This window comes from Atlantibacter sp. RC6, assembly GCF_014193285.1.
Classification (GTDB): Bacteria; Pseudomonadota; Gammaproteobacteria; order Enterobacterales; family Enterobacteriaceae; genus Atlantibacter.
The window spans coordinates 503525-523836 of record NZ_JACHZE010000002.1; the positions used below are offsets into that span (position 1 = coordinate 503525).

At 55.1% G+C, this 20312-nt stretch carries 20 protein-coding genes; 14 read left to right on the top strand and 6 right to left on the bottom strand.

All coding sequences use genetic code 11. From position 1 onward, the window contains the following. The first annotated feature begins 2 nt into the window (after positions 1-2). A complete protein-coding gene (locus FHW74_RS07465) occupies positions 3-644 on the top strand; it encodes an N-acetylmuramidase family protein (RefSeq protein WP_183169842.1) in 642 nt (213 codons plus the stop codon). Positions 645-652: 8 nt separating this feature from the next. Here the strand turns inward: FHW74_RS07465 and FHW74_RS23000 are convergent, their stop codons facing one another. Continuing rightward, complete coding sequence (locus FHW74_RS23000; protein WP_183169843.1) at positions 653-814, bottom strand: hypothetical protein; 162 nt, start codon at positions 812-814, stop codon at positions 653-655. A 502-nt stretch (positions 815-1316) separates the two neighbouring features. Between FHW74_RS23000 and FHW74_RS07475 the strand changes: the two genes are divergently transcribed. Beyond that, positions 1317-1907 (top strand): hypothetical protein, encoded by a 591-nt coding sequence (locus FHW74_RS07475; RefSeq protein WP_183169844.1) that lies wholly within the window; start codon positions 1317-1319, stop codon positions 1905-1907. Between the two features lie 187 nt (positions 1908-2094). Here the strand turns inward: FHW74_RS07475 and FHW74_RS07480 are convergent, their stop codons facing one another. Together FHW74_RS07480 and kduI are read right to left on the bottom strand one after the other, a co-directional pair. Then, positions 2095-3180, bottom strand: coding sequence for an acyltransferase (locus tag FHW74_RS07480; RefSeq protein ID WP_183169845.1), 1086 nt, complete (start codon positions 3178-3180; stop codon positions 2095-2097). 195 nt (positions 3181-3375) lie between these two features. Then, positions 3376-4212, bottom strand: coding sequence for a 5-dehydro-4-deoxy-D-glucuronate isomerase (gene kduI / locus FHW74_RS07485; RefSeq protein WP_125294682.1), 837 nt, complete (start codon positions 4210-4212; stop codon positions 3376-3378). Between the two features lie 378 nt (positions 4213-4590). Here kduI and kdgT point away from each other — a divergent pair, with 378 nt between their 5' ends. Beyond that, a complete protein-coding gene (kdgT, locus tag FHW74_RS07490) occupies positions 4591-5586 on the top strand; it encodes a 2-keto-3-deoxygluconate transporter (protein WP_183169846.1) in 996 nt (331 codons plus the stop codon). Positions 5587-5654: 68 nt separating this feature from the next. Here kdgT and FHW74_RS07495 read toward each other — a convergent pair whose 3' ends face one another. After that, positions 5655-6530, bottom strand: coding sequence for a diguanylate cyclase regulator RdcB family protein (locus FHW74_RS07495; protein ID WP_183169847.1), 876 nt, complete (start codon positions 6528-6530; stop codon positions 5655-5657). After that, positions 6527-8896, bottom strand: a complete 2370-nt coding sequence (gene crfC, locus FHW74_RS07500) for a clamp-binding protein CrfC (protein WP_183169848.1) — start codon at positions 8894-8896, stop codon at positions 6527-6529. Before crfC ends, FHW74_RS07495 begins: the two co-directional genes overlap by 4 nt. Positions 8897-9466: 570 nt before the next feature. Here crfC and FHW74_RS07505 point away from each other — a divergent pair. Both FHW74_RS07505 and FHW74_RS07510 read left to right on the top strand, forming a co-directional pair. Beyond that, positions 9467-9802, top strand: coding sequence for a zinc ribbon domain-containing protein YjdM (locus FHW74_RS07505; RefSeq protein WP_161661068.1), 336 nt, complete (start codon positions 9467-9469; stop codon positions 9800-9802). A gap of 356 nt (positions 9803-10158) precedes the next feature. After that, positions 10159-11703, top strand: coding sequence for a PAS domain-containing methyl-accepting chemotaxis protein (locus FHW74_RS07510; protein ID WP_183169849.1), 1545 nt, complete (start codon positions 10159-10161; stop codon positions 11701-11703). 3 nt (positions 11704-11706) lie between these two features. On the opposite strand, the gene FHW74_RS07515 is transcribed toward FHW74_RS07510, so the two are convergent. Further along, positions 11707-12915: a DUF2235 domain-containing protein gene (locus tag FHW74_RS07515; protein WP_183169850.1), complete on the bottom strand. Its 1209-nt coding sequence runs from the start codon at positions 12913-12915 to the stop codon at positions 11707-11709. Positions 12916-13199: 284 nt separating this feature from the next. On the opposite strand from FHW74_RS07515, the gene phnC reads away from it, so the two are divergent. The 9 genes from phnC to phnK are packed head-to-tail and all read left to right on the top strand — an operon-like array spanning position 13200 to position 20303. Further along, a complete protein-coding gene (gene phnC / locus FHW74_RS07520) occupies positions 13200-13988 on the top strand; it encodes a phosphonate ABC transporter ATP-binding protein (protein WP_183169851.1) in 789 nt (262 codons plus the stop codon). An 18-nt stretch (positions 13989-14006) separates the two neighbouring features. After that, positions 14007-15023: a phosphonate ABC transporter substrate-binding protein gene (gene phnD, locus FHW74_RS07525; protein ID WP_183169852.1), complete on the top strand. Its 1017-nt coding sequence runs from the start codon at positions 14007-14009 to the stop codon at positions 15021-15023. Between the two features lie 49 nt (positions 15024-15072). After that, positions 15073-15852 carry a phosphonate ABC transporter, permease protein PhnE gene (gene phnE / locus FHW74_RS07530; protein WP_183169853.1) on the top strand — a complete coding sequence of 260 codons (780 nt, stop codon included), beginning with the start codon at positions 15073-15075 and terminating at the stop codon, positions 15850-15852. A gap of 20 nt (positions 15853-15872) precedes the next feature. Continuing rightward, positions 15873-16598, top strand: a complete 726-nt coding sequence (gene phnF / locus FHW74_RS07535) for a phosphonate metabolism transcriptional regulator PhnF (protein WP_183169854.1) — start codon at positions 15873-15875, stop codon at positions 16596-16598. Next, positions 16598-17059: a phosphonate C-P lyase system protein PhnG gene (gene phnG / locus FHW74_RS07540; protein WP_183169855.1), complete on the top strand. Its 462-nt coding sequence runs from the start codon at positions 16598-16600 to the stop codon at positions 17057-17059. Before phnF ends, phnG begins: the two co-directional genes overlap by 1 nt. Next, on the top strand, positions 17056-17640 hold the full coding sequence (gene phnH / locus FHW74_RS07545; RefSeq protein WP_183169856.1) for a phosphonate C-P lyase system protein PhnH: 585 nt from the start codon (positions 17056-17058) through the stop codon (positions 17638-17640). The genes phnG and phnH overlap by 4 nt, the downstream gene beginning before the upstream one ends. Next, a complete protein-coding gene (locus FHW74_RS07550) occupies positions 17640-18725 on the top strand; it encodes a carbon-phosphorus lyase complex subunit PhnI (protein WP_183169857.1) in 1086 nt (361 codons plus the stop codon). The genes phnH and FHW74_RS07550 overlap by 1 nt, the downstream gene beginning before the upstream one ends. After that, positions 18703-19548 carry an alpha-D-ribose 1-methylphosphonate 5-phosphate C-P-lyase PhnJ gene (locus tag FHW74_RS07555; protein ID WP_183169858.1) on the top strand — a complete coding sequence of 282 codons (846 nt, stop codon included), beginning with the start codon at positions 18703-18705 and terminating at the stop codon, positions 19546-19548. The genes FHW74_RS07550 and FHW74_RS07555 overlap by 23 nt, the downstream gene beginning before the upstream one ends. Further along, the gene (phnK, locus tag FHW74_RS07560) at positions 19545-20303 is read left to right on the top strand and encodes a phosphonate C-P lyase system protein PhnK (protein WP_183169859.1); all 759 of its coding nucleotides are present in this window, start codon (positions 19545-19547) and stop codon (positions 20301-20303) included. Before FHW74_RS07555 ends, phnK begins: the two co-directional genes overlap by 4 nt. The last annotated feature ends 9 nt before the right edge of the window (positions 20304-20312 follow it).

The window sequence follows — 20312 nt, forward strand, 5'->3', positions numbered from 1 at the left end:
ACATGGTAACAGATGAACAGTCAGCCCTTCTAAACCAGAAGTCTGTCCGGGATAAAATTAGCTGGGAGGAGATCGTAACTGCTGCCAGACGGATACAGATTGAGCCCTGTGCGCTACAAGCAGTTTGTGCCGTGGAGTCGTCAGGGCATGGCTTCCTCCCCTCCGGGAGGCCAAAGATCTTATTCGAGGGACATACTTTCTGGCGTGAGCTGGCAAAACACCGCTATCAACCCGAGATCCTTGCTGCCCGCTTTCCCTCCATCATTTATCAGCAATGGACGGCGCAGCACTATCTGGGAGGAGAGAAAGAGTATGCGCGTCTGGAGACGGCAATAAGCCTCCACCGTGAAGCCGCGCTCTGCTCTACGTCATGGGGTGCATTCCAGATCATGGGGTTTAATTTTGCCTTATGTGGATTTCACTCGGTTGAAGATTTTGTCGCGGCACAAAGCCGCGGCAACCACGAGCAACTGGAAGCCTTTTGCCAATTCATAGCGGCGAAGAATCTCTGTATTTATTTGCAAAATAAAGACTGGGTCAGCTTCGCCAGGGGCTACAACGGCCTGGGATATGCACAAAATCGCTATGATTTAAAACTAACAGACGCCTATCAGAGATGCTTGCAAACTCAATTAATGCGCTGATGGGATATTTAATCGACTCTCACATAAAGCCTCATCTTTTGGGTTGAGGCTTTATATTTTATTTCGGGCGTCGTAACGAAATATTCTTCTTCCTGGCCGTTGTAGTTGATGCGGTAGAACTTAAACACCGCTTTAGCCAGCATTTTTCCTGTTGTGAGTGTCTTATACAACAGCGGTGATGAGCTATCTATAATCTTTTCAAAGTATACGCTTCATCTTGTCGCGTGCCTGTCGCTGCACCTGTTGCATCGTCCGTTTGGATATATAAATCATGCTACATTCCGGTTAGCTCGATACTTCCTTCACGGCCGGTTACATCGACAGAACCTTTTAATAATTTCCCTTCTTCTTCGTAAAGCCAAATATATACTGATATAGCCATAAATTTATTCCCTTATGCTATTTCTGTTTGCCTTCGTTGTGTAGTGGCACAGTAAATTTGTGCCACCTGATTAAAGGTGATTGACAAGGGTTTGCAAATCTATATTGTCTTTTATTTGCAAAGGCATAAAGGTTCCTCTGGCTTAAAAACACTCGGCTTTATCATACCGCATCTGCTGGTTATCCGGTAGCCAGACTGTGTTAACATAACCTGACTACGGACTATATCGCCGTAGCACTGAAATTGTACGACAGGTCCAGAACATTATTTGATATCTACATGGAGGTAACATGAGTGAACTCATCAATACATTGTTGTCATTAATTTCATCTAACTTTTTTAACAAAAAATCAGAAAACGAAGCGCTGGAGAAATTTCTAGTCATATTTTCTCAGCCAAACCACGATCCCCGGCTTGTCGAATATTATTTCGCTCTTGCAACACGACACCGTTATGCTAAATATCATGAAATTCTTTTAATAATGAATACCCGCTATCCATTGGCCACCATCTGGATGTACAAAAGCATTAACCGCATTCAGTCAGTTGTGCTATTTAGGGATGACGGGATGGCTGAGATAACGTCTCAGGCCGGATGGCGGGCAAAATCTTCATTACTTGTTATTGATATATTCTTTGCTACTACATTTCTACTTTGTACCATGTGGGGGGCGAACGATATAAGCGTAATATATAACGCCATTGGTCACTCTGAGATAACGTATTCCATGTTGTGCAATGCTATCGGCTCAGGTATCGGTGCGATGGTTTCTTTCTTAATACTATCAATGACTGCTTATGGTTGGTGGGAAATCATCAACGCTCGGCCATTCGTTGATTACTATAATTCACACCGAAATAATACTATAGACACAAACTGACCGTCATTCACTTTATCTCCGTTATGCCAGTACTGCAATTGGATAAATAACAGCGTGTTAATCGTGGATGTGATTCCGAGTCCGGGCACCACTTATTCAGAAAACCCACCCTTGAGGCGGGTTTTTGCTTTTCTGCGTCCAAACATTTGTTTCTGGCGGCAGCCCACGAAGCGCCGCCACAATACCATCAGTTCCCCGCCACGCTTACCCACTTCCCTGCCCCTTTGCGCTTCGCATAAAAGGGCTGCTCGACGTAGCGCCAGGCGAGCCAGGCAAGCACAAGCGACAACACCACCGACAACGTAAAACGCGACACGCCAGATTCAATGCCGAGACTTTCAAAGCGCTTGCCAATACCGGTATTCATCAGTGTATGGATCAAATAAAGCGAAAACGAAATGTTTCCCAGCGCCACGAGGCTGCGGGGTATATATTTTCCGATGGCTTTCTCTGCGCCAATAATACACACCAGCATTAACGCATACACCAACCCTGAACTCGTCACGCCGTGCCCGATAAGCTGATTATTTTTAAAAATCACTATTGCCAGAATCACACTGCCAGTAAAAGCAACGGCCATGAGTTTTGCAGGCAATTTTTTTAATAAAGGGTAAAGCAGCCCTACGATCATGCCTTCCAGGAATAGAAAAATCATTGGGTTAGTGATCAAACCCAGCCAGGGAGACGCATACGGGTAACCCTGGGGAGAAAGCGTGAAAGCATACCCACTCATAACCGGCAACAAAAATAACGTCAGCAGGAAATAAAGCGCAATGCCAGTCCAGCGTCGCGGGGTGAAAATCGATAACCCAATAATCAAATAAAAATAAATTTCATAATTTAGCGTCCAGCGAATCCCATACATTCCGCCATCATCGACATAAAATGGCGCATGGTCGGGATAGACAGGCTGGAATAGAATAGCGCTAATTAAATTAACTAATTTATCAGGATAATGAAAGATGCTCATGGCTCCGGATAATAAGAAGGTAATAAGCAAAATAATATAATAGACCGGGAAGATGCGTAATATTCTGCGTTTTAAAAAATGAATGGTTCCGGATATCCCCGTGGGGGTGCGTTGCATTGTCAGCGTAATCACAAAGCCGCTAATCAGGAAAAACAGATCGACGCCGGTAGCGCCCCAGCCAAACAGCCGATCACCAACGCCAGGATACACATCGTTAAGATTCCAGCGAAAATGAAACAGCATAACGCTCATTGCCGCCAGGCCACGGAGTGCCTGGAGCCCCCTCAGTTCAGATGAGTTCATAAATTTAACTTAAGTTTATTAATGACTTAGATGAGAATGGTATTGAACGCTGCTTATATCAGTTGGCAGGATTAAAACAACTGCGATAAATGATAGGAGGTGATTTGGAAATAAAAAAAGCGCCGGATGATGACTCAACCGACGCTCAGGAATAATGACGGTACGTGTAGCTTAACTACCGAAAACAAAAAGGACTTAACGCAAATCTTTCACCGCAACATGGTCCATATCATCGAACACCTGGTTCTCACCCACCATACCCCAAATAAAGGTATAGGCTTTGGTGCCCACGCCAGAGTGGATTGACCAGCTCGGGGAAATTACCGCCTGCTCGTTCTGCATCACAATATGACGGGTCTCTTGCGGTTGGCCCATCATATGGAATACGCAGCTGTTCTCGTCCATGTTGAAGTAGAAATAGACTTCCATGCGGCGCTCATGGGTGTGGCACGGCATGGTGTTCCACAGGTTGCCCGGCGCCAGTTCGGTCAGGCCCATGCTCAACTGGCAGGTTTCCAGCACATCCGGCACAAAGTATTTGTTGATGGTGCGGCGGTTGCTGGTGACGTCTTCGCCCAGCGTGACCGGCGCGACATCAGCCGGCGTAACGCGTTTGGTCGGGTAGGTCAGGTGCGCCGGAGCGCAGTTGTAGTAATAACGCGCCGGGTTGGCCGGGTCAGTACTCTCGAACACCACCTCTTTCGCACCCTTGCCCACATACAAGCCATCGCGGTGGTTCATTTCATAGCAGGTGCCGTCAACACGGATCAGGCCAGGCCCGCCGATGTTGATGACGCCCAGTTCACGACGCTCCAGGAAGTAGGTCACTCCCAGCTGTTTACCCACTTCGCCGCCCACGCTCACCGTGCGGTTAACCGGCATTACGCCGCCCACAATAATGCGGTCGATATGGCTGTACGTCATGGTGTACTCATCAGCCACGAAAACTTTTTCAATCAAAAACTCTTTACGTAACCCGGCGGTGTCCAGGGTCTTAGCGTGATCGCTATGAATACTTTGGCGTACGTCCATTATGTCTCCTCAGTGACGTTACGGGGGCTAAGAATAACGCCCGTTATTATTAATTCAGCATATCCAACAATAAAAAGTACAAACTCTTTACATTAATTTTCGCTGCTACCGATCTTAACAAAACCAAAAATCAATATTGTGACGAAGATAACTAAAACAACGTTTCATTTCTATTGAATCAATATTCCAATGGATCAATAGTATCACCACTGATTAGCGAGATTCAGATTTTACTTAAACCAGGCGGCAAGGTTACCCATAACGGCCAGCCCTCCCAGCCAGGACATAACGACTCGCAACGCATAAAAAATCTTTTTTATTAGCAGCTTGCAAAACCTGCCTGCTGATACCAGAAAATCTAAGTTAAGAGGCTTGTACATGAAAATTAAAGCGACTATGGAACGAATCCCGGGCGGGATGATGCTTATTCCGCTGCTGCTCGGCGCCGTACTCAATACCTTTGCCCCCAACACTGGCGCGTATTTTGGTTCCTTTACCAAAGGTATGATTAGCGGAACGGTACCGATTCTGGCGGTCTGGTTTTTCTGTATCGGGGCCTCTATTGATTTACGTGCAACCGGCACCGTTTTGCGTAAATCCGGTACGCTGGTTATCACTAAAATCGGCGTAGCCTGGCTGGTGGCGATGATTGCCGCGTCGTTTATCCCGGAAGGCGGGATTCAGACCGGCTTCTTTGCCGGAATTTCGGTACTGGCTATCGTCTCTGCCATGGATATGACCAACGGCGGCCTGTATGCCAGCCTGATGAACCAGTACGGTACCAAAGAAGAGTCTGGCGCATTCGTCCTGATGTCTCTGGAATCCGGCCCGCTGATGACCATGGTGATCCTGGGTTCCGCCGGTCTGGCATCGTTTGAACCGCACCACTTTATTGGCGCTGTGCTGCCGTTCCTGATTGGTTTCACCCTGGGTAACCTGGACCACGATTTCCGCGCGTTCTTCAGCAAGGCGACGCCGGTTCTGATCCCGTTCTTCGGCTTCGCGCTGGGTAACACCATCAACCTGGGCGTGATTCTGGATACTGGCCTGCTGGGCGTGGTACTGGGTGTTGCGGTTATCGTTATCACCGGTATCCCGTTGATTATCGCAGACCGCGTGATTGGCGGCGGTAATGGTACTGCAGGTGTGGCTGCGTCTTCCGCAGCAGGCGCTGCGGTTGCTAACCCGGTGATTATCGCGCAGATTAACCCGGCGTTTGAACCGGTCGCCGCTTCCGCTACCGCGCTGGTCGCCGCGAGCGTTATCGTCACCGCCATCCTGGTGCCGATTATCACCGCGCTGTACGCTAAACATGTTGGCGGCTATAAACCCGCTGAAGTGAAAGAGCCGGAGCAGCAGGTTCAGCACCACTAATCGCTAAACCCCAAAAAAAAACGCCGCACTCCCGAGTGCGGCGTTTTGCTTTATAAGATGAAATAAAATCAGGCAGCCAGCGAATCCACCAGCACCTCATCCACCATCGCCCCGGCCAGCCGCGACGCAGAGCACAACCGCGGCATCCCCAACGCCACGCTTTTCCAGCTCTGGGTTACCGACCAGCATACCGGCTGGCGTTCGCTGTCGCTCCAGTTGCCCAGCCAACTGAGGGTATCCTTATAATCCAGCAGGCTCGGCGTTGGCGGGGAGTTGAGCCACTGCTGATAAAAATGTCGCGTTTGCGCCGAGGCGTCGACGCTTTTCGCCAGCAGCGCCGTGGACTGTTGGCGGATCTCTTCCAGTAGCGTCTCGCGTACACGCGGCGTGCTCAGCCGAATCGCCGCGCCGCACCGTCCCCAGCGCAGTTCCTCCAGTACCACATAGCAGCGGCCCGCCGGGGAAAACTCGCCATAATGGCCGCTACGCCAACGGGCGAATACCGCATCGATATGCTCGCGCCCTTCATTTTCCAGCCCGCGCGCGGCCAGGTCGTCTTCGAGCCGCGTCGCGCACTGCTGATAGTAGCTGCCCAACTGCTCCAGTTGCGTCACGAGCGCAGGATCCCGCCCCGGGATTTCCGCCAGCAGCGCCTGGGCAATCAGGCTTAACGCCATATGACCAGGCTGGCGATACTGGCTGACGCCGTCCAGCAGCCCCGGCAGCCATTGCGCGCCCTCGGTCATGGCGGCGGTTGTCCACCAGTTCGGCAGGTTGGATTGCGCCAGCAACTCTTTCTGCAACCGCTCGCCAATTGCCTGCTGATGGGGAACCGCCGGTGACACGCGCCGTTGCTGTACAGCAAGGGTGGTATCGACCATCCATTTATCCGTGACGCTTTGCAAATGGCGCCCTGGCCCATCAAGTAACGCGGTCTGCCTCATACGCCATACTCCGCTGCAAAAAGGGTTTGGATATCATCACGCAGTAGCCGGGCGTCTTCATAAATGAATCCGGCGGTGGCATTGCACTGTTGCAACTGTTTACGCAGCGCCAGCAGCGCATCTTCATTTTGCTGACGGGCAACCAGGCTTTGTTGCAGGCTGGCTTCGATGGACGACAGCGCGCCAGAAAATTCGGCGAAAAAGCTGGCCAACCCGGCGCTGACGGAGACATCAATTTGCGTATCCATCGCCTGTCGCACCTGGCTGCTGAACTGCTCGATGTGCTGATACAGCTTTTGCTCAAGGCCAGGAATATCAATCACGAAACGCCGGGCGCTGGCGGTATAGCCTTCCCAGCCCCACTCCGAGCTGTTCAGCCAGCGTACCACCGTTCCCTTCATCCCTCCCCGGCGGCGGGCGTGGTTAAGCGGCAGCGTTTGCTGATCGATCGCGTCGTTAAACAGCGAATGCGCGTTAAAGTTAAGCTGATTGGCGCTGAATACGGGTAGCGTAATGTGCGCTTTAAATCCCGCCTGGATCAGGCCGTCGGAAACGCGGGTTTCGATGGGGTGTAACGCGTCGCGCAGGGTACGCGTCAGCGTGATTTCCAGTTGGCTGAACAGCGTCGCCAGATCGCGGATTAGCCCTTCCTGGAAGCCCAGCATAATCACATCACAGGAGGCGCGGATTTTGTGCAGTTGGGTGCGCGCTTCGCTTTCTGACTCCAGCATCATCTGCTGGCAGCCCGGTTCAAAATCACGGCGGCGATGCGGGTCGTGGCGGCCTATGCCACTCAGGGAGACTTCCGGGATTTGCCCGCTGCGGAAATAACTGCTCAGGCTTTCGATCATGCGGCGCTGATAGTCCGCAATGCACGCCGCCCCGCCCTGCAACGCCTGGGCCACTTCGTGCTGTACCTCATCACGTACCCCGTTACGGGATGAATGAAGCTCTTCAATATTCTGGCGCAGCCGCACGATGCTCTGCTGAAGCTGGTCGCTGGCGATATCCAGCCCCTGGCGGCGGAACGTCATATAGGTTTGCGCGCTTTGCGCATAGTTGAGCAATTTATGCGAGGCAGAGCGCAGCGCGTAGAGCGAGGCATTGGCATGGGCCGCATGCAGCACCGTTTTGATCGGCTGCTCGAACAGGGAATCTTCCCACAGCAGCTCGGCGGCATGGCGCAGCGCGGTGATATCGGTTAACGATTCGGTACGCCAGCGTCGGCCCAGCGCCGCTTCCGCAAAATCCTGCACCCAGAGCTGTTCGGTATGGGGCGGCAACTGGCCTTTATGCATCAGCTCGTGGCGCGCGCGATTGGCTAAATACGCCCACATCGATGACACCGGGAAAATATGGTCCGGCTCGATATGCCCTTTCATCAGGGTGCCGGAAATCAGCGCCCGCACCTGATCTTCATCGTCGCTGTTGCGGTCTTTCTGGTCGAATTTATTCACCAGCGCGTACAGCGGTACCGATTTGCCCACCGTTGATAACGCCTGGCGCACTTCCTCATCGGAAACCGACTTGAGCTGGGTGTAATCCATCACCGCCAGCACCGCCGACGCACTTGCCAGCTGTTCCTGAAGCATTTTTTGCAAATGGGGCTGGCCTGCCTCGTTGGGCCCGGGGGTATCTAACAGGGTCAACTGCCCTAATCCCTGGTCCATCCCCGCCAGATGGACGAACTCCACCTGAATAAACGGAATATGCTCAATCGCGGTATAGGCGCTGAAGGGAAACGCCACATCCAGCACTTTTGACAAACGCACCAGATCGTTGAGGCTTTTCAGGCAGTGGAAGATGGGCTGCGCGCCTAAATACTGCTTCTCGAACCGGGTGCCGCTGGCGATGCGCAACAGCAGGCTGTCCATGTCCTTATCAATTTCCAACTGCGTGGCGAGGTTGTCCCGGCGCCGGACGTGCAATTTTTTTTGCAGTTCGGCCATTAACGTTTCGATGGGCCCGACATGGGGAAAGTACAGCACCGGCTCAACCTGGCCTGGGGTATGGCGAATCAACGTCGGGAGCGCCGTCATGGGGCGGTTGCGGTTCGGCAGCACTTCCGTGCCGACGATGGCGTTGATGGTGGTGGATTTTCCCGCTTTCATGGTGCCGACAATCGCCAGCACCATTTCCTGATGTGTCACCTTACGCAGTTCATTGCGCAATGTTTCCTGTTGAACCTCCACGCCTTTGTGGCTGAAGTGTAACGGATGAATAGTGGCGATCCGCGCGCCATCCAGACCAGATGGATTTTCCTGCACCGCCAGGGGGATTTTTTTCAGCATATCCAGGTTATGCATGGCGAGATGGATTAACCGCTCCGCTTCCTGGCTTAATTCAAAAATTGTCTGTGTATGCATAAAATGTTTCCTTAATGCAAATTTTCTTTAGTTTTATTTGCTTTCTCTTTTTATTATCTGGTAACGCCTTTTATAATTACTGAAGGAAATAAAATCCTGATTTGTTAAAACGCCGTTTTGCTTGCTGTAAATAACCCGTTTGTCCATCTGGCGGCGTTATTAAAATGGCTTAGCGCGGCTATCTCTGCTGGATTTTCTTTTTTATCTGCTAAAGACAAAAGCCCTCCGGAATGGGCAAATAAGCCATTCGGTGGAGGTGATTAAGCGCGCATTCGTGGTGGCCGATGGGTAGCCCTGATGATTATCGATAACCATAGAATAATAAATATCACTTAAGAGGCCAGAATAACACCGACACAAGACAAATCACGATATATGTTTCGCATATTTGCGCTAAAATTTAGGTTATTGACAACCTTCCTGAAGTGACATCGCAAGGGTTGCCCCCGCTTAGGGAATAATCCCTGATAAACCCAGGGATTCAGGTTATAATCCCCGGTTTTTGCGGGTGAATACCCGTATTCCACCTATAGCGGTGCACTGCCCGCCACAGTTTCAAGAGGAAAACCCATGCAACTTCCCCACTGCCCTCAGTGCCAGTCCGAATACACTTATGAAGATAACGGCATGTTCATTTGCCCGGAATGCGCGCACGAATGGAACGCCGCTGAAGAAGCGCCGGAAGCCGACACGCTGATCGTTAAAGATGCCAACGGCAACCTGCTGGCCGATGGCGACAGCGTTACCGTTATCAAAGATCTCAAAGTCAAAGGCAGCTCTTCGATGCTGAAAATCGGCACCAAAGTAAAAGGTATTCGTCTGGTAGAAGGCGACCATAACATTGATTGCAAAATCGATGGCTTTGGCCCGATGAAGTTAAAATCAGAATTCGTTAAAAAGAACTGATGCTGACTCTGCGCCGTCACACCGCGCAGAGTTTTTTCTCTCTGAATTGATTATTATACTAAAGTAAACGCTGCCCGCGCTATTTCTGCTGGTGCTATCGATTTATCGCTTAGCCGATATTCCCACCATTTCAAGACACTTCAAAAATATATTTAAATGTATTGACCGCATTCACAGATTAAGTTTTATATTCATATATATCAATTAGTTAACAATGATTCATTGTTTGTATTATTAAAAATCTATGTTTTTTTGGACATTTTAAAGCGCGTATTAAACCTAAAGATAATACGCACCCCACCGATAAGTAATAAATCCGTCACAAACAACCGTATCCGTTTATTAAGGATGAATGTATGCGTCATTCTCTCCACACCACCAATAAAGAATATATTCTCGCTGATAATGATACATTAATGTCCACCACCGACTTGCAAAGTTATATTACTTATACTAATGACAGTTTTATTAGTGCCAGCGGTTTCAACGCCGATGAATTGATCGGCCATCCTCATAATGTTGTTCGCCATCCTGATATGCCAAAACAGGTATTCGCCGACATGTGGGCGACGTTAAAGCGCGGCGAACCCTGGACCGGGCTGGTGAAAAACCGCCGTAAAAATGGTGATTTTTATTGGGTGCGCGCCAATGCGATCCCTATCGTGCGAAATAACCAAACCTGCGGTTATATGTCGATTCGTACTAAAGCCTGGCCGGAAGAAATAGCCCGTGCCGATGCCTTGTATAAGAAAATTAATCAGGGGAAATTAACCGGTTTTCGGTTTTACAGTGGATTACTGGTACGGCGCGGCGTAGGCCGGGTGGGCAATTTGTTTAAAACGCTGCCGCTGCGCTGGCGTATTCGCCTGCCGTTATTAACGCTGTTGCCCCTTACCGCGCTGATGCTCCAGGCGCTTGCCCTGCCGTTTAAAAGCGCCCTGCCCATGATGGGATTTCAGGCCGTCTGTAGCCTGCTGATTTGCCTGTGGCTGGAGGCTCAGGTTTCCCGTCCGATGGAAAAGGTCTGCAAGCAGGCGTTGCAGGTGGCGACGGGGGCCAGCCACAGTGTGGACCATATGCAGCGCGCCGACGAAATCGGCACCACGCTGCGCGCGATAAGCCAGCTCGGGCTGATGTTTCGCTGGCTGGTTAACGACGTCAGCAGCCAGGTGGTCACCGTACGCCAGGGCAGCGACGCGCTGGCGCAGGGCAATGACGATCTCAGCGAGCGTACCCGCCAGACGGCGGTCAACGTCCAGCAAACCCTTGCCACCATGAATCAGCTCGCCGCCACGGTGCAGCACAATACCGCAACCGCCAGCGCCGCCGATAAGCTCTCACTTTCTACCTGCCACGCCGCCACCAACGGCGGCGAAGTGATGGAAACCGTTATTGCCACTATGGACCAGATCGCGCAAAGCACCGCGCAAATCAGCAGCATCACCAGCCTGATTGACAGCATCGCCTTCCAGACCAATATCCTGGCGCTCAACGCCGCCGTCGAAGCCGCCCGGGCGGGGGAACAGGGTAAAGGATTCGGGGTCGTGGCGGGAGAAGTGCGCAACCTTGCCAGCCGTAGCGCAACCGCCGCCAGCGACATTCGCAAGCTGATTGAGGCCAGCACCCGTAATGTGGAGTCCGGTTCCGAGCAGGTGCAGATGGCGGGCAAAACCATGCGGGAAATTGTGCAACAGGTGGAAAACGTCACCAGCCTGATTGCTCAAATCAGCGACGCTACGGCGCATCAGGCACAAGGGCTGACGGAGTTAACCCGTGCCGTGGATGAGCTGGATAAAATTACCCAGCAAAACGCCAGTCTGGTGCAGGAAGGGGCCGAGGCGTCCGCCACCGTTAAACATCAGGCGACGCGACTGGTGGATGCGGTCGCCGTGTTTCGCTAGCCGTTAATAAGCGATAGACCAGTTCTTCGGGATGCCGCCGGCGGTCATATGTTTTCGCAATGACGCCGGCTGGTAATCGCTTAACTTCCATACCCCATCCATCGGTGACTGAAACGGCAGCGCGTTGCCGCCATAAATCCGGTCGATAACCGACTGATGGATCATTAACGAAGAGTGGACCGGCGCGGGAAAACGCCGTGGCGCAATGCGCTGCCAGGGCGTTGGCGGGAACCAGTTACAGTGCAGCGGCCCTAAGCCATTGCTGATAATGGGCCGTAAATCCAGCGGTAAACCGAGATCGCTCAGCACATCCCGCATCCAGCGTAACGTGGTATTCGCCAGCGCGCTTTCTTCGCTCTCGTCATCGTAGCCGCCGCCGATATCTTCATGAATGCCGGCAAATAACACCTGCATAATTCGATCGCGGAAATCCCACAGTACCGGCTCAAACTCCGCGCGCTCTTCATCTATCGCTATCGCCTGTAAACCGTACTTGACCCGGTCAGCCAGCGCCGACGATCCGAAGCGAAACACATCGGTGCGTTTATCCTGGTAATACGCAGGGATGCCCTTTTTACCCACGGTTTCAAACGCGGCGACGGCTTCTATCGGCACGTTGGTCATCATATCGTCAGGCCCTGGCGGCTCGCAGAAGTAGCCCGGCAGATCGCTGACCACCTGCCCGAGCAGATCGCCATCCATATGCGCGGCATGGGCCCGGTACTGCGTCCAGACCGCCGCCGCCCGTCGCCAGGCGTCGGGCTTATTATGCTCATTGAAGCGCAAACGCGCGCTGTCCAGCAAACCACGGCTGAGGATCATATCGGCCAGCGCCCGCACCGTGTACGCGCCGCGGCTAAATCCGATCAGCCAGATCCGATCCCCGGGTTGGTAATGACGGCTGATAAAGGTATAACCCCTGACAACGGGAACGATAAACCGGGCGCCAAACGCCCCATCCAGACTGTTCGCAAACGGATTATTCGGGTCGCCCACCCCATGAATATACTTTGCGACCTGTAAGACGTCCCCGTCGGGATCCCGCCAGGTTTTCTCCTGTTCATTGGCCAGCAGCAGGCTGTGTTGATCCACCTCCCCCCGCAGCGCCACAAACAGCTGGTAAACATTGCCAGCCCGAACCGGGCTGTGTTGAACGTCAAGGTCCGGCCCGCCCCAGACCCCATCCGCACAAAAAACAATGTCTTTGCTCATCGTTGATTCCCGCTGCCAGAGGTTAATTTCGCGTCGTGTTACGTGAGGTTAATCGCCCGCATAAAGTCTCTCGCAGCCTTACCCGGAAAAAGCGCACAATCCGCACCCCTTAAGCTAAGAAAATCTCCCCCTGCCTTGCACTACGAAAAAAGTTGGTAGCTGAATGCATTCCCTAGTCATTCCGCCTTCCAGAACGGCCATTCTTCATCCGATTGCCATTTCCCGTTAACAGAATCGTCACATTACCCGGTCAACATGAGGCCACTTTTCATGGAGACCGTGTAATGCAAACGATTATCCGCGTCGAAAATTTGACCCGCACTTTCCGTAACCATCAGGCGCTGAATGGGGTGAGTCTGGAGGTAAATACTGGCGAAATGGTCGCGCTGCTGGGGCCGTCAGGCTCCGGGAAATCCACCCTGCTGCGCCATCTCAGCGGGCTGATCACCAGCGACGAATCCCCGGAAATTCATATCGAAATGCTGGGCCGCACCGTTCAGCGCGCAGGCCGTCTGGCCCGCGATATCCGCCAGACCCGCGCCCAGACAGGCTACATCTTCCAGCAGTTCAATCTGGTTAACCGCCTGACGGTAATAGAAAACGTGCTGATCGGCGCGCTCGGGGCGACCCCGTTCTGGCGTACCTGTTTCAGTTGGTTCAGCCGCGAGCAGAATCAGCGCGCGCTTCAGGCGTTGTCCCGCGTCGGGATGGCCCATCTGGCGTATCAGCGGGTGTCTACGCTCTCCGGCGGCCAGCAGCAGCGCGTGGCGATTGCTCGCGCATTGATGCAACAGGCCAAAGTGATTCTGGCGGATGAGCCAATTGCGTCGCTTGACCCGGAGTCGGCGCGCATCGTGATGGAAACCCTGCGCGACATTAACCGTCAGGACGGGATCACCATTGTGGTGACGCTCCATCAGGTGGATTACGCCCTGCGCTACTGCCAACGCATTGTGGCGCTGCGTCAGGGCAATGTCTTTTTCGACGGTGCCAGTAGCGCCTTCGACAGCGAACGTTCCGACCATCTCTACCGCAGCCTGAATCGCGTCGAGCAGAACGCGCAGGCCGCCTAACTTATCTGAGGATATTTCATGACTTACAAAGCGGTTGCCGCTCTGGCCTTTACCAGCATGTTCAGCGTGAGCGCCCTGTTAAGCCCGGCGCAGGCGCAGGAGCAGGAAAAGGCGATTAACTTTGGCATCATTTCGACGGAATCACAGCAAAACCTCAAACCGCAATGGGACCCGTTCCTTAAGGATATGGAGAAGAAACTGGGCGTGAAAGTGAACGCGTTTTTCGCGCCGGACTACGCGGGCATTATCCAGGGGATGCGCTTTAACAAAGTGGATGTGGCCTGGTACGGCAACCTTTCCGCCATGGAAGCGGTGGATCGCGCCAACGGGCAGGTGTTTGCTCAGACCGTGGCGGCGGACGGATCGCCGGGTTACTGGAGCGTGCTGATCGTCAACAAAGATAATCCGATCAAGGACGTTAACGAACTGCTGGCGAAGCGCAAGGATCTGACCTTCGGCAACGGCGATCCTAATTCAACCTCAGGCTTCCTGGTGCCGGGCTACTATGTATTCGCGAAGAACAACATCGCGCCCACCGACTTCAAGCGTACCCTGAACGCCAACCACGAAACCAACGCCCTGGCCGTGGCCAACAAGCAGGTGGATGTGGCAACCAATAACACCGAAAACCTCGATCGTCTGAAAGTCACCGCGCCGGAAAAATTCAGCCAACTGAAAGTGATCTGGAAATCGCCGCTGATCCCGAGCGATCCGATCGTCTGGCGTAAAAACCTTTCTGATGCCACCAAAGACAAGATCTACGACTTCTTCACCACCTACGGCAAAACTGCCGAAGAGCAACAGGTGCTGAAAGGCCTTTCATGGGCGCCGTTCCGCCCATCCAGCGACCTGCAACTGGTGCCGATCCGCCAGCTGGCGCTGTTTAAAGAGATGCAGAGCGTCAAAGCCAACAAGACCCTGAGCGAGCAGGATCGCGCGGCCAAAACCGCGGAACTCCAGGCGAAGCTCGACGATCTCGATCGTCTGAATGCGGCCCTCGGCGCGATGAACAACGTGACCACCGCCTCACAGTAATCCTTTGTCCTCACGGGTTCGCCCGTGAGGACGCGTTACGGAGTTCCTTATGCAAACCATTACTGTTGCGCCCCCGAAGCGAAGCTGGTTTACCCTGCTGAGCTGGGCAGTGCTGCTGGCGGTGCTGATTGCCTCATGGCAGGGCGCGGAAATGGCACCGCTCAACCTGATCCGCGATGCGGGCAATATGGCGACCTTCGGCGCTGATTTCTTCCCGCCGGACTTCAGCCAGTGGCAGCACTATTTGGGCGAAATGCTCATCACCCTGCAAATCGCCGTCTGGGGCACCGCGCTGGCGGTTTTACTCTCCATCCCGTTTGGCCTGCTGTGCGCCGATAATCTGGTTCCGTGGTGGATTTATCAGCCGATGCGCCGGCTGATGGACGCCTGCCGCGCCATCAACGAAATGGTGTTCGCCATGCTGTTTGTGGTGGCGGTGGGATTAGGGCCGTTCGCGGGCGTGCTGGCGCTGTTTATCCACACCACCGGCGTGCTCTCCAAGCTGCTCTCCGAAGCGGTAGAAGCCATCGAGCCCGGCCCGGTCGAAGGCGTGCGCGCTACCGGAGCCAACAAAATCGAAGAAATTCTCTACGGCGTGCTGCCGCAGGTAATGCCGCTGTTGATCTCCTACTCCCTGTACCGCTTCGAATCCAACGTGCGTTCCGCCACGGTGGTAGGCATGGTCGGCGCGGGCGGGATTGGCGTCACGTTGTGGGAAGCGATTCGCGGGTTCCAGTTCCAACAAACCTGCGCCCTGATGATTGTCATCATCATCACCGTCAGCCTGCTCGACTTCCTGTCGCAGCGCTTGCGTAAGCACTTCATCTGAGTTGCGAGGCTTTGATTGCTATGCACTTATCCAGACATCCGACCAGTTACCCCACCCGATATCAGGAAATAGCCGCAAAGCTTGAAGAGGAGCTGAAAAATCACTACCGCTGCGGGGATTATCTGCCGGCGGAACAGCAACTGGCAGACCGCTTCGCGGTGAATCGCCACACCCTGCGCCGCGCCATCGACCAACTGGTGGAGCGCGGCTGGGTGCAGCGCCGCCAGGGCGTGGGCGTGCTGGTATTGATGCGTCCGTTCGATTACCCGCTCAATGCCCAGGCGCGCTTTAGCCAGAATCTGCTGGAACAGGGTAGCCATCCCACCAGCGAACGCCTGTTAGCGGTGCTGCGCCCGGCGTCAAATCAGGTCGCCCAGGCGTTGGACGTCACCGAAGGGCAGAACGTTATCCACCTGCGCACCTTGCGCCGGGTCAACGGCATCGCCCTGTGCCTGATCGATCACTATTTTTCCGAGCTTGCATGGTGGCCTGCGTTGCAGGGCTTTAGCCAGGGTTCGCTGCACGATTATCTCGACCAGCAGCTCGATATTCGCCTGCTGCGCACCCAGACACGCATCAGCGCGCGCCGCGCCCAGGCCAAAGAGAGCAAGCTGCTGGAGATCCCCAATATGGCGCCGCTGCTCTGCGTGCGCACCCTTAACCACCGCAACGACGTGGCGGCGCCGGCGGAATACTCCGTCAGCCTGACCCGCGCCGACATGATTGAATTCACCATGGAGCACTAATGGACGCGGCACATTACACCCTCGCCCAACGCCAGCACTGGATGGCCGTGCTGGCCCACAGCCTGCCGGATGAATTGCAGCGCTACGTTGATACGCTGCGTATCGCGCCGCAATACCAGACCCTACGCCCGGCGGAAACCGGCCTGGTGCAAATCCAGGGCCGCATGGGCGGCACCGGCTCGCGCTTTTATACCGGCGACGCCACCCTGACCCGCGCCGTGATCCGCCTGGATAACGGCTTGTGCGGTTACAGCTGGGTGCTGGGGCGCAACAAACCCCACGCCGAACGCTGCGCGGTGATCGACGCCCTGATGCAAGACCCGGCGCACTATCCGTCGCTGCTGGAAACCCTTATTGCCCCGCTGGAAGCCCACCGCGCCGCCCGTTTACAGACGCGCGCCGAACAGGTGAACGCCAGCCGGGTCGACTTTTTCACCCTGGTGCGTGGAGACAACGCATGACATTAACAACTGCTTTCGCTACCCCGGTTCACGATGCCCAACACAGCTTTCGCCGCCTGCTCAAAGCCATGAGCGAACCGGGCGTGATTGTGTCCCTGCATCAACTGGCCCACGGCTGGCCGCCGTTCGGCCAGGCCACCACCAGCGTGCTGCTGACACTTGCGGATAATGATACCCCGCTGTGGCTGAGCGCCAGAATGGGCAACGATATTGTCCGTCAGAATCTGCGTTTCCATACCAACGCGCCGCTCACCGACGATCTTGCCAGCGCGCTGTTTGCAGTGGCCGACGAGACGCTCACCGCCACCCAGTTGAATTTGCTGTCGCAGGGCAGCGCCGTGGCCCCGGAAACCAGCGCCACGCTGATTATGCAGGTCGCCAGCCTGAGCGGCGGGCGGATGCTGCGCCTCACCGGCGCGGGCATTCATGAGGAGCGCATGGTCGCGCCGCAGTTGCCGGAGTGCGTGATCCACGAACTGACCGAGCGCCCGCATCCGTTCCCGCTGGGTATCGATCTGATCCTCACCTGCGGCGATCGTCTGCTGGCGATCCCGCGCACCACCCACGTGGAGGTGTGCTGATGTACGTTGCAGTGAAAGGGGGCGAAAAAGCGATCGACGCCGCGCACGCCCTTCAGCAGCACAAACGCCGGGGCGACAGCCAGATCCCGGAACTGAGCGTGGCGCAAATTGACGCCCAGCTTAATCTCGCCGTGGATCGGGTGATGACCGAAGGCGGCATTGCAGATCGCGAACTGGCGGCGCTGGCGCTCAAGCAGGCCAGCGGCGACAGCGTGGAAGCCATTTTTCTGCTGCGCGCTTATCGCACTACGCTGCCGCGCCTGGCGGTCAGCGAGCCGATAGATACCGCCGCCATGCGTCTGGAACGGCGAATTTCGGCGGTGTACAAAGACGTGCCCGGCGGCCAACTGCTCGGCCCGACTTATGATTACACCCATCGCCTGCTTGACTTCGCCCTGCTGGCGGACGGTGAAGCGTCTGCGCTGACACGGGCCGACGGCGCACAGCCGCACGCGCCCCACGTATTTAGCCTGCTGGAAGCACAAAAGCTGGCCAAGCCAGAGCAGGATAACGGCGAGCAGCCGGATGACATCACCCGTCAACCGCCGGTTTACCCCTGTTCGCGCGCCTCGCGGCTACAACAACTGGTACGCGGCGACGAGGGATACTTGCTGGCGCTGGCCTACTCCACCCAGCGCGGCTACGGGCGCAACCACCCGTTTGCCGGAGAAATCCGCAGCGGCTACGTTTCCGTGGAAATCATCCCCGAGGAACTGGGTTTTGCGGTCAACGTCGGCGAACTGCTGATGACCGAATGCGAAATGGTTAACGGCTTTATCGATCCGCCAGAAGAGCCTGCGCACTTTACGCGCGGTTACGGGCTGGTCTTCGGCCAGAGCGAGCGTAAAGCCATGGCGATGGCGCTGGTGGACCGCGCGTTACAGGCCCCGGAGTACGGCGAAAACATCACCTCCCCCGCCCAGGATGAAGAGTTTGTGCTGGCCCATGCCGATAATGTCGAAGCCGCCGGGTTTGTCTCGCATCTGAAACTGCCCCACTACGTCGATTTCCAGGCCGAACTGGAACTGCTCAAACGCCTGCAACGTGAACAGGAGACCCGCCGTGACGCATCTTGCCGGTTATAACTTTGCTTACCTGGACGAGCAAACCAAGCGCATGATCCGCCGCGCGATTTTAAAAGCGGTAGCGATCCCCGGTTACCAGGTGCCGTTCGGCGGTCGCGAAATGCCGATGCCTTATGGCTGGGGAACCGGCGGGATCCAGATCACCGCCAGCATCATCGGTGAAGCCGACGTGCTGAAAGTGATCGACCAGGGCGCGGACGACACCACCAACGCCGTGTCGATCCGCAATTTCTTTAAGCGCGTGACTCACGTCACCACCACTGAATCTACCGAAAACGCCACCCTGATCCAGACCCGCCATCGCATCCCGGAGATGCCGCTGGTGGAGGATCAGATCCTGATTTATCAGGTGCCGATCCCGGAGCCGCTGCGCTTTATCGAGCCGCGCGAAACCGAAACCCGCACCATGCACGCCCTGGAAGAGTACGGCGTGATGCAGGTGAAGCTGTACGAAGATATCGCCCGCTTCGGCCATATCGCCACTACCTATGCCTACCCGGTGAAGGTCAACGGCCGCTATGTCATGGACCCGTCGCCGATCCCGAAATTCGATAACCCGAAAATGGACCAGATGCCCGCACTGCAACTGTTCGGCGCCGGGCGCGAAAAACGCATCTACGCAGTGCCGCCCTATACCCGCGTTGAAAGCCTGGACTTCGACGACCACCCGTTCAGCGTCCAGCAGTGGGATCAGCCCTGCGCCATCTGCGGCTCCCATGACAGCTATCTCGACGAAGTGGTGCTGGATGACGCGGGCAACCGCATGTTCGTCTGTTCCGATACCGATTTCTGCCGCACGGTTTGCGAGGCCCATAACCCATGACTCAACCTCTGCTTTCGGTTAATCACCTGACCCACCTGTACGCGCCGGGCAAAGGCTTTAGCGACGTTTCCTTTGATTTATGGCCCGGCGAAGTGCTGGGCATTGTCGGGGAATCCGGCTCCGGTAAAACCACCTTACTGAAGTCGATTTCTGCCCGGCTGGCCCCGCAGGCGGGCGAAGTGATGTATCAGGATCGCTCACTGTACGGCATGAGTGAGGCCGAGCGCCGCCGCCTGCTGCGCACCGAATGGGGCGTGGTGCATCAGCATCCGATGGATGGCCTGCGCCGCCAGGTCTCCGCCGGGGGCAACATCGGCGAACGCCTGATGGCGACCGGCGCGCGTCACTACGGCGAGATCCGCGCCACCGCCGCGCGCTGGCTGGAGGAAGTCGAAATCCCCGGTTCGCGGATTGACGATCTGCCCACCACGTTTTCCGGCGGGATGCAGCAGCGCCTGCAAATTGCCCGCAATCTGGTAACCCATCCCCGGCTGGTATTTATGGATGAACCCACCGGCGGGCTGGACGTGTCGGTCCAGGCGCGGTTGCTCGACCTGCTGCGCGGCCTGGTGGTGGAGTTGAACCTGGCGGTGGTGATTGTCACCCACGATCTGGGCGTGGCGCGGCTGCTGGCCAACCGCCTGCTGGTGATGAAGCAGGGCCAGGTGGTGGAAAGCGGACTAACCGACCGGGTGCTCGACGATCCGCACCACCCCTACACCCAACTGTTGGTTTCATCGGTTTTGCAAAACTAGAGGCGCGCC

Coding starts and splice junctions, on each gene's coding strand:
- FHW74_RS07465 (WP_183169842.1), top strand. CDS start 3: ATGGTAACAGATGAACAGTCAGCCCTTCTAAACCAGAAGTCTGTCCGG.
- FHW74_RS07475 (WP_183169844.1), top strand. CDS start 1,317: ATGAGTGAACTCATCAATACATTGTTGTCATTAATTTCATCTAACTTT.
- FHW74_RS07480 (WP_183169845.1), bottom strand. CDS start 3,180: ATGAACTCATCTGAACTGAGGGGGCTCCAGGCACTCCGTGGCCTGGCG.
- kduI (WP_125294682.1), bottom strand. CDS start 4,212: ATGGACGTACGCCAAAGTATTCATAGCGATCACGCTAAGACCCTGGAC.
- kdgT (WP_183169846.1), top strand. CDS start 4,591: ATGAAAATTAAAGCGACTATGGAACGAATCCCGGGCGGGATGATGCTT.
- FHW74_RS07495 (WP_183169847.1), bottom strand. CDS start 6,530: ATGAGGCAGACCGCGTTACTTGATGGGCCAGGGCGCCATTTGCAAAGC.
- crfC (WP_183169848.1), bottom strand. CDS start 8,896: ATGCATACACAGACAATTTTTGAATTAAGCCAGGAAGCGGAGCGGTTA.
- FHW74_RS07505 (WP_161661068.1), top strand. CDS start 9,467: ATGCAACTTCCCCACTGCCCTCAGTGCCAGTCCGAATACACTTATGAA.
- FHW74_RS07510 (WP_183169849.1), top strand. CDS start 10,159: ATGCGTCATTCTCTCCACACCACCAATAAAGAATATATTCTCGCTGAT.
- FHW74_RS07515 (WP_183169850.1), bottom strand. CDS start 12,915: ATGAGCAAAGACATTGTTTTTTGTGCGGATGGGGTCTGGGGCGGGCCG.
- phnC (WP_183169851.1), top strand. CDS start 13,200: ATGCAAACGATTATCCGCGTCGAAAATTTGACCCGCACTTTCCGTAAC.
- phnD (WP_183169852.1), top strand. CDS start 14,007: ATGACTTACAAAGCGGTTGCCGCTCTGGCCTTTACCAGCATGTTCAGC.
- phnE (WP_183169853.1), top strand. CDS start 15,073: ATGCAAACCATTACTGTTGCGCCCCCGAAGCGAAGCTGGTTTACCCTG.
- phnF (WP_183169854.1), top strand. CDS start 15,873: ATGCACTTATCCAGACATCCGACCAGTTACCCCACCCGATATCAGGAA.
- phnG (WP_183169855.1), top strand. CDS start 16,598: ATGGACGCGGCACATTACACCCTCGCCCAACGCCAGCACTGGATGGCC.
- phnH (WP_183169856.1), top strand. CDS start 17,056: ATGACATTAACAACTGCTTTCGCTACCCCGGTTCACGATGCCCAACAC.
- FHW74_RS07550 (WP_183169857.1), top strand. CDS start 17,640: ATGTACGTTGCAGTGAAAGGGGGCGAAAAAGCGATCGACGCCGCGCAC.
- phnK (WP_183169859.1), top strand. CDS start 19,545: ATGACTCAACCTCTGCTTTCGGTTAATCACCTGACCCACCTGTACGCG.